This window comes from Marinobacter denitrificans, from assembly GCF_008795955.1.
Classification (GTDB): Bacteria; Pseudomonadota; Gammaproteobacteria; order Pseudomonadales; family Oleiphilaceae; genus Marinobacter; species Marinobacter denitrificans.
The window spans coordinates 84243-96628 of sequence record NZ_VMHN01000011.1; the positions used below are offsets into that span (position 1 = coordinate 84243).

Here is a 12386-nt window from a genome sequence, read left to right on the forward strand (position 1 = left end):
TCTCCAAAGAGGTTCATTTTTTGTAAATAATTCGTCCTTCTTCATCAGGTATATTTTTTAAAGTATTAGCCCAATGCTTGTGTTGAACCACGAACAATCCTTCATCCTCACTTTTCGCACCACTTAGTAGAGGAAATAAACCAATATCTTTCGCTGCTTCATCCTGCCCCTCAATCCAATGCTTAGCCCCGCGGCTAAGATCATTCCAAGGTACTTCTGAAGCTAGAAAGCCCGCCTGGCATGAGCGAAATTGTTCTAAATCATCCGGCGTTGCCATACCAGAAGCATTAAAGAAGTCTTCATATTGTCGAATACGTCGATTACGTGAATTATCGCTTTCATTCTTAGGCGCAAAGCAATATATCGTTACTTCAGTTTTAGTCGGAGAGATTGGACGGAAGTGACGGATCTGAGTGCTCGTTTGATCCATCAAAAAAACATTTGGGTATATTCCCAAGTTCCTTATATTTGAAATCATCCAATCGGCCCTGTTTTCACCGTACTTTCTGGATAAATCTTCTCGCTTTTCAGCCAATGGTCTATCTTCAGGATTTGGTACTTGCATCCATAATAGAATATGCCCATTCTCGAAAGCATAAAACCCTCCTTTTTGCTTATTCCAAGTGCTAAGGTCCAAACTTTTTGCATTGTCAGTAGATAGACCCTGTTTCCTTCTTGCAACTGCGGCAACATAATTCCAGTGTACAGCTGAAACATGGTATCCATCTGCACCATTTTCTGCCTGCATCTTCCAGTTGCCATCAAACGTATAGGTAGAAGCGCCTCGTAGAACCTCAATACCATCTTCCGATTGGTTGACGATCATATCGATTATTTTCGTAGATTCACCCAAATAATCACCTAACTCTTGCACATCAGGATTCAGGCTCCCAAAAAGGAATCCACGATAAGAATCGAACCTTGCAACTTTTTTGAGATTCAGATCTCCTTCACAGTTGAATGAATCTGGATACCCCGAACCTTTTTCGTCCTTTACTTTCACCAGTTTCCCCGAATTATTAAAACTCCAGCCATGGAAGGGGCATGTCATGACCGATTTATTGCCTTTCTTTGTCCGACAGAGCATCGCTCCTCTGTGGGTACAGACATTGAGGAAGGCATTAAGGTTGCCGGTTTTATCTCGTGTTATAATAACCGGCTGTCGCCCGATATAGGTCGTAAAGAAATCATTATTATCTGGAATTTGGCTTTCGTGTGCAAGATATACCCAATTCCCTTCAAAAATATATTTCATTTCTAGTTCGAAAATTTCTTCATCAGTAAAGGCATCCCTCCTTAACTTATAGATACCTTTTTCCTGATCCGTAACAAGCATTGATTCGATTTTTTCTTTTATACGATGTGACATATAAGACCTCACCACTTCTCAATTGATAGAGAATACGCCATCTTTTATTTGACAACGTGCCAGGCTGCCAAGTCGATGTAAATATAAAAGGTCCCTTGCCTGCCAAGGTAAGGGACAAATACTCTACATCGAGACCAACAACAATGGCTCACTTAGATAGTCTCCGAATTAGTCTGGGATCGAAATCCGCAGGCTGCAATTATTATCCCGTTACTGCACCTGAAACAATCATCAGCAGCCTGCGTGAGATCTTGGGCCCGGGTCCATTTCCCCCTCTGTCAAGGTAGTTGGAACCCCACCCGATGTTAGACTCTCTCAATGAAGTGGGGCGAGACAGAGGTTTTCATGAAGTATTCACCGGAACGCCGAGAAGCCATTCTTCGCAAGTTACTGCCACCGAATAATCGGCCTGTTGCCGAGGTGGCGGAAGAAGAAGGCATTTCAGACGCTACCTTGTACAACTGGCGCAGCGAAGCCCGGAAGAATGGTCAGCTATTGCCAGATCGCGGCTCAGACCCGGAAGGCTGGAGTTCCCGCGATAAGTTCAACGCCGTGCTTGAGACCGCCGCGCTGAGTGAGTCCGAGCTGGGCGAATACTGCCGCAAACGTGGAATCTATCCTGAGCAGATCCGCCGTTGGCGTCAGAGCTGTGAAACCGCTAACGACCGCGATGAAAAGGTCGAAAAACGCTCCCGTGAGGCGGTCAAGCACGAGAAAAAGCGCACTCGCCAACTGGAACGTGAGCTGAAGCGCAAGGAAGCTGCACTGGCAGAAACCGCAGCCCTGCTGACCCTGCGAAAAAAGGCCCAGGCGATCTGGGGGGACGAGGACGACTGACCAGTGCCCTGGATCGCCAGTATGCCGTGCAGCTGGTCGATGAAGCGCGTACCGATGGTGCGCGTCTGAAAAGCGCCTGTGCCGAACTGGGTATTGGCACCAACACTTACCGCCGCTGGAAAGCCGGCGGTGAGGACGGCCGGCCCAGTGCGCCCAAACACACACCGACTCATGCACTCACCGCCATGGAGAAAGCGATGATCCTGGCCGTTTGCCACCAGTCCGATTATGCCAGCCTGCCGCCGTCTCAGGTCGTGCCGCTGCTGATGGACGACTATGGGTGGTACATCGCCTCGGAATCCTCGTTCTACCGCGTTCTGAGCGAGCACAACGAGAACCACCGCCGGGGTGCCCGACACTCCGGGCGAGTGGGCCCACCACGCCGTCATGAGGCCAGCCGACCGAACCAGGTCTGGTGCTGGGACGTGACCTACTTGAAGTCGACGGTCCGGGGCCGGTTCTTTTATCTGTACTTCATACTCGATGTCTACAGCCGCAAGATCGTCGGTGCCGAAGTATTCGACGCGGAAAACGCCGTCAACAGCGAAACCGTGTTGCGCAAAGCACTGTTACGCGAGGGCTGCGTGAACAACCCGCCGGTGGTGCATTCTGACAACGGCAGTCCCATGAAAGGCGGCACGCTACCGGCCACGTTCGAGAAGCTGGGTGTCACGCCCTCTTACAGTCGACCGCGTGTGTCCAATGACAACGCCTATATCGAGTCACTGTTCGGCACCACCAAGCAGCGCCCGGAATACCCGCCTGAGGGCTTTGAGAGCCTAGGACTGGCCCGTGACTGGGTGAGCACGTTCATCCGCTGGTACAACAACGAGCATCGTCACAGCGCGATCCGTTATGTGACGCCGGCCGATCGCCACGCCGGAAAGGAGGCAGACATCCTGGCGAGTCGAAAAATGACTTTGCTCAGAGCCAAGGAAAAGAATCCTGGACGTTGGTCCACTGGTATCCGCAACTGCGAACCGGTAGGAGCCGTGTGGCTAAACCCGCTACCCGAGGAGCAAACTGTTAAAGAGCAATGCGTGGCTCATTAGAGCCAAAATGAATCAGGTGCCAACTACCTTGACAGACGACGATTTTGAACCTGACCTGAATCAATGGGATGGACTCCTCCTCACCTCACCGGCATCTACGTGCCAAAATGGTGAGTGATTAGTCAACCATCATGAAGATGAGGAGAAGTGTAAACATCCCTGTTTTAGTTGCACCGCTCATTAGAGTTTCCTGCACGCTGGTGCTTCGCAAGGTATTCCCAGGTGACAAGTCCTCTATTGGATCTTGGGCGCGCGAATGTTCGCTTTGTTTAAAGTGCGGACTACATTCCGGGGCCGGCTGCAACCTGCCAACGTAGAATGCCCAACCGCAACCCGTCTGTGCGACAGAGCGGTCATATCACAATGATGTGGCGGGTCTGGCTAACATTTTGGTATTACCAGGTTGCCAGTCATCATTATAAGGTCACAGGGCCGTGACCTTTTAAACCCCATCTCATGCCGAAGCACTTGATAGCCTCTGGTTTTGCTTACCAACAGGACCATGCTTCCATGTTCTCCACGAAACGTGCTTATCTGATTCTCTTGCTAGAAGGTCTCGCCAGCAGCGGTGTTCAAATGGTCACGATACGACAGACCGTCGCGTTCGTAGGCAGCTCGGTACTGTGCACGTCGATCATCATCAGTTGTTTCCTGGGTGCGTTGGCCCTTGGCTACTTCTTTGGCGGCAAGACCGCGACTGAAAAGTTTTCCCGGGCACTGCTTTTCAACCTGGTTGGCGCCATCGCTTTGTTTGGTATTGGCCTCTCCTACCCCTTTGTCAGCATGTTTTTCCTGTCCATTGCCGATATCAGCTATGGGCTGCCGATTCTGGGAAATCCCCTGGTCCACCTTCTCGCGTTCTGTTTGTTGGTCATGTCGCCATTGGTATTTTTGCTGGGGCAGACGGTCCCGCTGCTGTTGAACACGGCAGACCACGAGACTCGCAAAAGTGAAGCCGCAGGAAGCGCGACTGCGATCAGCACCGTGGGCAACGTTGTTGGGTGTCTTCTCACTTCACTGGTGCTGATGTATTTCTTGGGCGTCGGCTATTCCATTCTGGTGAACTGCCTGATACTCAGCTTCTGTGTCTTGCTTGTGTTTCGTCCGGAAAAAACCGTCCTGAAGCCAATGCTGCTGAGCATCACAAGTCTGTCACTCGCGGTGGCGTTCGTCGCCAACGTCCGGATGCCAAACCAGCTTTTTGCCGCTACTACCCCATACAGCGACATCCGGGTCGAAGCCACAGACGGTGGTAAAAAGCTGGTGATCAACCGCAGCTCAGCTTCATTCATCGATGCTGAGACACGCCAGGGCTGGCCATACATTGAGATGATGAAATCGGCGATATTTGCAGACGACGTAGCTGGAAAAGACATCCTCGTGCTGGGCGCCGGCGGATTCACTCTGTCTGCCGAAGACACTAAAGGCGCAAACTTCACCTACCTGGACATCGATCCCATGCTGAAATCCGTGGCAGAGGGCGACTTTCTGGGCGAGCCCATCAAAGGAGACTTCATTACCCAGGATGCAAGAGCATTCCTGCTCACCAATGAAAAGCGATGGGATGTCATTGTGGTTGATCTCTATACCAATGCGGCCACTATTCCCATGCACACAGCCACCTTTGAATTTTTCAGCTTGGTGTCCGAGCGCCTGACCGGTAACGGTAAAGCCGTTCTGAATATTGCTGCCAATCCGCGGCTTACGGATCGGTATTCCCAGACGATGGACAATACAGTCCGGCAGGCTTTCTCACGGTGTGTCACTGACATCACCAGCTATGACGACTCCCTGCAGAACCTGGTGTATTTGTGCGGAAAGCGGTCGTCCGGCGTGGACAGAGTTGCCCGTGCTTATTTTGATGATACAACAAGGGTAACCGTCGACGGATACCTGTCGGCACTTCATGGATCGGCGAGATAAGCGATGCGCCACGATAAATCAAAGAGAAAATCCGAGTGGATTTCAGCCTCAGACGTAGGCCGGAGCGAGTTTTGCCCGAATTCAGTCGCACTGAAATACGCCGGCGCCAAACCTTCGCGAAGGGCCGTAGCCGCTCAGGATCGGGGCAATCTGAAGCACGAGCAGTTCAATCGCCAGATCAGCACAGACAAACGCTGTTACGTGGCCTCTTACCTTTACGGAATGGAGGATCAGCGCACGGAAACTCTCCGCCAGTTTCGTGACAACACACTGGATTACATGCCCGGCGGCCGGATCCTGATTGCAGTCTATTACCGGCTGTCTCCGATGGTCATCGAAATCAGCAAAAGGTCTTCCTGGATTGACCTGCTGCTGAGGCGGATCGTGGACAGGCTTGTTCTGTGGGTTGAACTGCGAGGAAAAAGCCATGATTCATGAGCTGCTCATTTTTATCGCGGTAGTGGCTGTACTGGTCATCGTTTGGCGACGGCGCCGTAACAGCCTCGTTGACGAGCTGGGCATTGAGGGCGACTTGATATGGATCGACGACGGCCGCCACACCAAACCCTTCTTCAATGGAGCCTTCAAGGTCTTTGGGAAGCCGGATGCGCTGTATCGGACTCGCACCGGTGTTCTTTCTGTTGAGTACAAGAGCCGAAACGGTCCAGTGTTTGAGAGCGATGTCACCCAAGCCTTTTGCGCGGCCCTGGCTGCCCGGGGAGATGGGTACAGGGTGAATCAGGTTCTGATCAAGACCTCCGCCATTCAGGAAGTGTTTAAGCTTCCTTCTTCCGACAAGGCGTTGTTCGATCGGATTCAGCCCGCCGTCGTCCATGCCCGACAAGCAAAGTTCGGTCATGCGGTACCGAGCCGGCCCGAGCTTAAGAAATGTCGCAGCTGTGGCTTCCGCGGGGACTGCGACGATTCGGCAGCCTGAACCCGAGAAAAAGAGGTGCAGCTCTCAAAATCGCTGAGGAAATTCGTTCAACATCAGGTTAATTGATAGCAGATACCTTTAGTCAGGGTGATCCCGCCAATAACCGTCGCGACTTTGCCCTCAACGTTAATCTTAACTCCAACTATCAATAGCGAGAAGTTGATAGCTTCAGGGAAGCAGTGGTTCTGAATTTCAAGGGAAGGACTGATGAAACGATTACTCACCTCAAGCTTGCTTGCCTGCTGTTTGATTGCGCCAATAGCCCAGGCCAGTAATTGCCAGGTTCATTTCACGATCGTGGATGGCAATGTCCAGAGGGCACTAACCATTGGATCAACACTCCCTCAGTGACAAGCCCGCGAGCAGATGTGCGAACGGCTAAATTCGTTCGGTGGTGCGATCAACGTTGCGGGCGGATTCTCCACGGGAGCGGGCACAGTCTCGTACTTCGTCCATTTGACCGTCGGCGAACGAGTGACTGGTTTCAGCATTCCCGACCATGGCATCAATTTCGTCATGTCAGGACGTTTTCCCGACGCGAAAACGGAATCCGAACTCATAGGCATCGCAATCCCAGCGTTCAGAGGTACAACAAAAAAGCTGCTACAAAACTGGTACGAATCGGGAGGGTTTGAAAAGGCTGTTGAAGCGTTTTTGAATAGCCGAAACATACTCAATCGACGCTGAAACAATGGAAAATAAGAGGCCATCAACTCCGTTGAGCTACAAGCTCATGACAATACCAATTGTCGTTTTCGCCGGGCCTCAAGTTCTGACCAGCTGGTATTCAATCTCATCGCAATGGCATTGAATTCACCAACTGTCCTCACGTCCCTCAATTTGATTTGGAGTCCGCACCTGTCAGATGGGTAGTCACGATCCTCATTGATCGTGGCAACGCCCAGTGCAATTTCAATCGCCCAGGCGAGCTCGGACTTGTCGGAACAGGTGCTGATCAACAGAGGTGACATCAATTGAGCTGCAGCGAACCGGTGAACGTTGTGCACTTGTTCGGTTGTTCGTCCAGGCATGCCACATAGAGCACGTCGGCACTCTTGGGAATCACGTTCAGAAACGCGGAGGTGTCGACGGTCAGATCGTTGATGCCGTTGGTGCGGCCTACGGGAATGCTCGAGCAGGAAATCACATTTTGATTGCCTGGCGCGTAATCACAATCGAATGAGGCAAACTGCCCGCAGGCGTAGTCCGAGTCCGATGGCCACATGCAGGAAATGCTGAAGAGCTCGAGGTCATCTTCTTGTTGGAAAACACCGTCTTCACTCAGGTAGACCGACGCCGTATACGGAAAGGATTCATTGAATTCCGGGACGGACTGATCATCGTAGTACACCTCCATCTTCCAGGTAATGCTGATCGTGTCGTTCGGTGAAAAATGATCCTCAGGATCACCGGTGCCAGCAGCAATATTGAATACGGTTGGCTTTAACGGGGCCTCAGAGAATTCGAAGACCAACTCCCTCTCTTCAACATCCGGTGCCGGCGCCGAGGGACCAGAGCTTGATGAAGAACCCCCTCCCCCGCAAGCAACTAGGGTCGAGCAGGCCAGAATCAGATAGAGCGATTGTTTTGTTTTCATGGTGATATCCGAGTCAAAAACCAGATCTTAGGCCTGGCTCATGCCGCGGATGAGATTCAAAAGTCAGTGACCTATGACCGTTTAGAATGCGGGGACAAAAAAAGGCCTTCCCGCAAGCGGAAAGGCCAACCCTCACTCTCTCTCACCCAGGAGCCACGCTCGCTAGTCATTTCAAGATCTCATGGAAATCTTCGCGGCCAACCCCCGGGAAAGAAGAATTTTCAGGTTTATTTCCGACCCAGAATATCTTTACCAGGTTTTCGTCGAAGCATTGGCTGTTTGCGATCCATCACGCCCAGTACTGAGGATGAGTCTCCGAGACAGATGCCCACCATATACACCCCGGGCCCCAGGCGCTGATAAGGTTCAAGCAAGTGGCGGCGCCAAGACTCAATATCTAGAAGTACAGGACGGACCGAAGGTAGCTGCTGAACCACTTCACGATCGGCAATACCGATCCAATTACCTATCTCAATGCCATCAGCCGTGCAAAACCCAATCGGTTCGCAGCTCGCGAAGGCCCCGAGTTCTTTGTAAACACAATTGTGACGGCGTCTGAATTCCATGAAATATCTACTGTTTGAATATGGCTCTGTTGGCTACCGCTGTTGTTACGCTCGAATAATACTGTATATACTACTGTATAAACAGTCCTTCGGTGGAGCGCAACATGAAAAAAGCTGACCTGAACGCCCTCGAAAAGGCTTTGTCCCACCTCCCGGTTGATCTCAAACAACACCTTGCCAATCAGCTTCTTGGGCAAATCAACGCTCAGGCTCACACCTTGCTGGAAACGGCCAGATCTCACCTATGTCCGCATTGCGGTCATGAGCACGTCGTCAAATTGCGTAAACCGCTGAAGGTTGCCACCCATTCCACGTGAAGCCTGCCACCCGGACCGGAGCAAGGCTGCCACCCATCGGAGCGTAGCGACGCGGGGTTTCTCTTCTTACTCCGAAGCCGCAGTGTCCGTCAACTTTGCCTGCTGTTTTCGCATGGATTCGCCCCGCAGATTGATCTTGTAGGCGTTGTGAACGAGCCGGTCCAGAATGGCGTCTGCCAGAGTGGCGTCACCGATTACGCCATGCCATTCCTCGATGGGTAATTGGCTAGTGGCGATGGTGGAGCGCCGGCCATGTCGATCTTCCAGCACCTCCAGCAAGTCCCGCCGGTTCTCCGCGCTCAGTTTCATCAGCCCCCAGTCATCCAGGATCAACACGTCGACCTTGGCCAGATTCGTCAGGAGTTTTGAGTATTGGCCGTCGCCCTTGGCAATGGTCAGCTCGCGCAACAGTCGGGTCAGGCGGACGTACTGGGCGGTGTAACCCTCCCGGCAGGCTTTGTGCGCCAGAGCACAGGCCAGCCAGGTTTTGCCGACCCCGGTGGGGCCGGTGATGAGCACGTTCAGGTGCTCTTTCACCCATTGGCAACCGGCCAGTGATTGCACCAGCCCTTTATCCAGGCCCCGTGAGTTCCGGTAATCGATGTCTTCGAGGATGGCCGTGTGTCGCAGCCTGGCACGGCGCAACCGGCTGGTCATGCGCTGGTTGTCTCGCTCGGTCATTTCCCGGTCCACGAGCAGCCCGAGGCGTTCCTCGAAGCTCAGGTCGGTGATGTCGGGAGTGACCGACTGATCCGCCAGGGCGGCGGCCATGCCGGTCAGTTTGAGGGCGTGGAGCTTGTCCAGTGTGGGATGTTTCAGCATGTCAGAGATCCTTCAGTGGTAGTAGGCGGGGCCACGGATGTTGTCGTGGGTGTCGGGCAAGGCCAGTTCCTGTTGCTCTTCCAGGGGCTGCTGATCCAGACGGTGTTTGAGGATGGATTCAATGCTCTTGTAGCGGCAGCTGCCCAGCATCAGGGCACGCTGGCAGGCGGCTTCCAGGCGTGCCTCGCTGTAGCTCTGCCCCAGCCGTAGTATGCCCAGGCAGGAGCGGTACGCCTGCTGTGGGTGTTTTCGGGCACCCAGTGCGGTGCGGATAAGCTTCTCCGTCGCCGGTCCGGTCTTGGCCGCCCAGGCGATCAGCCGTTCCGGCGACCACTCGCCGGCGTGGCGATGAGACTCCGGCATGTGCGCCGCAATGGTGGTGTGTCGCCCCTTTTGGTCGGAACGCCGGTGGCTGGCGACCCGGTTGCCCCGGTAAAAGCACTCGATGGTGTTGTGGGTGATCCGGACCTCCACCTCTTTCTTGATCAGGGTGTAGGGCACCGAGTAGTAATGCCCGTCGATGGCGACGTGGTAGTCGATGTGGACTCGGGCTTTTTTCCACTCGGCATAGGTGTATGGCTCTACCGGCAATGGCTGTAGAACAGGTTTGTCCAGCTGTTCGAAGTGGTCGCGCCGGCAGCCGGGTAACTTGCGGAAGGGGCGGGTGTTCAGCCTCTCCAGCAGCTCACGGATGGTGGCGTTGAGTTGCCCCAGTGAGAAGTGTTGGCGATGGCGCAACGCTGCCAGGATCCAGCGCTCGACGATCAACACACCCCCTTCCACCTTGGCCTTGTCGCGGGGCTTACGGGCGCGCGTGGGGACGATGGCGATCCCATAATGGGAGGCCATATCCTGATAGGTTGGGTTGAGGTCCGGCTCGTACCGGTGAGCCTTGGTAACACCCGATTTTAAATTGTCGGGGACCACTAATTCCGGAACGCCATTCAGATACTGGAAGGCCCGGGTGTGAGAGCCGATCCAGTCCGGCAATGTCTGGCTCCAGGTGGCCTCGGCGTAGGTGTAATTGGATGCCCCCATCACCGCCACAAAGACCTGCGCCTCGTGGATCTCTCCGGTGGTGCGGTCAATGACGGGCACGGTCTGGCCAGCATAGTCCACGAACAGCTTCTCACCGGCCCGATGGTCCTGGCGCATCACCAGGTCCAGCTTGCCCCGCCAGGCCCGGTAGTGCTCGCAGAACCAGCTGTACTGATAACCGTCCGGGTTGGCTTGCCGGTACTCCTGCCAGAGCAGGAACAGGGTGACATGCTTGCCCGTGAGTTCGTCGCGGATGTGTTGCCAGTCGGGTATACCTCTGGCCTGCGCAGGTAGATCCGGTGGCGGCGGGAACAGCAACTGCTCCAGATGGGCCTCATCCAGATCCGCTGGCAACGGCCAGCTCAGACCGGCCTCAACCGTGCGGCGCAGGTATTCGCTCACGGTGGGGCGGCTAACGCCACAGGCTGCCGCAATCTGGCGGTTGCTCAGCCCTCGCTCCCACTTGAGGCGAAGAACTTCTTTGATCTTACGCATGGATAACCTCTTCGCTGGCATCTGGCCTTCTCCGGATGAAAAGGATCAGAGTACCGTTAAGTTATCCCGCGCCGGACGATTTTGATGGAGCTTCAGGCAGCCTGCCGGGGTGGCAGCTTTGCCGTGGAATCAGTGGCAGCTTTCGCGTGGAATGGGTGGCAGGCTTCGTCTGGAATCAGTGGCAACCTTGGTCTGGAATACGCAGTCAAATGGGGTCATTCTGGTGAATTACAGCGATATCGGTGCCAGAGCCTCACCTGTCACAAGACCTTTAATGCCGTTACAGGAACATCACTGGCCAGGTTGCATCACCGCAACAAGTGGTTTGATTACCTGAGATGCATGCGAGACGGCCTGACTCTGCGGGTATCGGCATTTCGAGTAGGCATTGATTTAAAGACAGCTTTCCGGTGGCGCCACCGTTTTCTGAATGCCAGTGCAAACGCCAACGCGAATGCCCTTTCCGGCATTGTCGAAGTAGATGAAACCTTCTTTGCCGAGTCCTGCAAAGGCAAGCGCAACATCACGCATCGCAGTTCCAGGAAGCGTGGCGGGCAAAGTAACAGGAAGCATAAAGCCGATAAAATCCCGGTACTTATCGCACGGGACCGCAACGGTAACATCAGTGATCTGGTGGATCCTGAACTAAACAAATCGACGGTTCATGCTTTTCTGAGGCCGATTATCAATCGTGACTCGATCCTGTGTTCAGATGGCCACAGCTGGTACAAGACCTTTTCCAGCGAACACGGAATTGCCCACCACCGACTGGTCACACTCGATAATCAACGGGTGATCGGCAAGGAATACCACATACAGAACGTCAACGGTTATATGAGTCGACTGAAGGGCTGGATGGCGCGGTTTCATGGGGTTGGAACGGCATATCTGCCGAGCTATCTGGCATGGCGACGGCTATTCGAGCGAGCTCAACCTTCCGAAGAGGCCTGGCTACGGATTGCGATAGGCGCAAACCAACAGCCAATGCCAACATAGCCTTGAATATACAGCATTATTGCAGATGGACTGCCTTCCAGGCTAACCAGAAAAAGATCAACATTTTGTTGCGGACGTGTTTAGAGTCAGGGATGACCCATTACCGGACAACTGAGGAGGTCAACAGGATGAATGCAACAACCAAGCAAGGTGAACTACTCGGCCGGCTCTTCGGAGTCCACATCCGAGACAACAACGGAGAAGTTCTCTATTCCTTTACGGACATTCGCAATGGTGAAGTTTTCGGGCGAATACCTGCGGATGAGACCCCGTGCGGAAAGCGCGACCTCTGGGTAAGCGCAGGAACTCTGGAAGACGGAACGGCGACAAGCGATGAAGGAGAGATGCTTTTCAGGCTGGTCTGATTCGCTGACCAGAAAAGGGATCGGTGGTGGGATTTCATGTCCACCGTCGACCCAAAATCGACGTTCAAAAAA

8 protein-coding genes and 3 pseudogenes are annotated in these 12386 nt (G+C 53.6%); 7 read left to right on the plus strand and 4 right to left on the minus strand.

The window, feature by feature from the left end; genetic code table 11:
- Nucleotides 1–13: 13 nt before the first annotated feature.
- The gene (locus tag FO268_RS20515) at nt 14–1369 is read right to left on the minus strand and encodes a Rieske 2Fe-2S domain-containing protein (RefSeq protein WP_150995102.1); all 1356 of its coding nucleotides are present in this window, start codon (nt 1367–1369) and stop codon (nt 14–16) included.
- Nucleotides 1370–1714: 345 nt separating this feature from the next.
- Here FO268_RS20515 and FO268_RS20520 point away from each other — a divergent pair.
- From FO268_RS20520 to FO268_RS20535, 4 genes and pseudogenes are all read left to right on the plus strand, one after another.
- Nucleotides 1715–3258 (plus strand): annotated as a pseudogene (locus tag FO268_RS20520) (IS3 family transposase).
- A 576-nt stretch (nt 3259–3834) separates the two neighbouring features.
- Nucleotides 3835–5181 (plus strand): fused MFS/spermidine synthase, encoded by a 1347-nt coding sequence (locus tag FO268_RS20525; RefSeq protein WP_225316938.1) that lies wholly within the window; start codon nt 3835–3837, stop codon nt 5179–5181.
- Between the two features lie 3 nt (nt 5182–5184).
- Nucleotides 5185–5619 carry a CFI-box-CTERM domain-containing protein gene (locus FO268_RS20530; protein WP_150995104.1) on the plus strand — a complete coding sequence of 145 codons (435 nt, stop codon included), beginning with the start codon at nt 5185–5187 and terminating at the stop codon, nt 5617–5619.
- Nucleotides 5609–6118: a PD-(D/E)XK nuclease family protein gene (locus tag FO268_RS20535; protein ID WP_150995105.1), complete on the plus strand. Its 510-nt coding sequence runs from the start codon at nt 5609–5611 to the stop codon at nt 6116–6118. Before FO268_RS20530 ends, FO268_RS20535 begins: the two co-directional genes overlap by 11 nt.
- A 970-nt stretch (nt 6119–7088) precedes the next feature.
- Here the strand turns inward: FO268_RS20535 and FO268_RS20540 are convergent.
- Nucleotides 7089–7715 carry a hypothetical protein gene (locus FO268_RS20540; protein WP_150995106.1) on the minus strand — a complete coding sequence of 209 codons (627 nt, stop codon included), beginning with the start codon at nt 7713–7715 and terminating at the stop codon, nt 7089–7091.
- 670 nt (nt 7716–8385) lie between these two features.
- On the opposite strand from FO268_RS20540, the pseudogene FO268_RS20550 reads away from it, so the two are divergent.
- A pseudogene (locus FO268_RS20550) lies at nt 8386–8559 on the plus strand (IS1595 family transposase); the annotation flags it as partial.
- A 105-nt stretch (nt 8560–8664) separates the two neighbouring features.
- Here FO268_RS20550 and istB read toward each other — a convergent pair.
- Nucleotides 8665–9420, minus strand: a complete 756-nt coding sequence (gene istB, locus FO268_RS20555) for an IS21-like element ISSpu5 family helper ATPase IstB (RefSeq protein WP_150995108.1) — start codon at nt 9418–9420, stop codon at nt 8665–8667.
- Between the two features lie 12 nt (nt 9421–9432).
- Nucleotides 9433–10974: an IS21 family transposase gene (istA, locus tag FO268_RS20560; RefSeq protein WP_150995109.1), complete on the minus strand. Its 1542-nt coding sequence runs from the start codon at nt 10972–10974 to the stop codon at nt 9433–9435.
- A 174-nt stretch (nt 10975–11148) separates the two neighbouring features.
- On the opposite strand from istA, the pseudogene FO268_RS20570 reads away from it, so the two are divergent.
- Both FO268_RS20570 and FO268_RS20575 read left to right on the plus strand, forming a co-directional pair.
- Nucleotides 11149–11949 (plus strand): annotated as a pseudogene (locus tag FO268_RS20570) (IS1595 family transposase); the annotation flags it as partial.
- Between the two features lie 128 nt (nt 11950–12077).
- Complete coding sequence (locus tag FO268_RS20575; protein WP_150995110.1) at nt 12078–12314, plus strand: hypothetical protein; 237 nt, start codon at nt 12078–12080, stop codon at nt 12312–12314.
- The last annotated feature ends 72 nt before the right edge of the window (nt 12315–12386 follow it).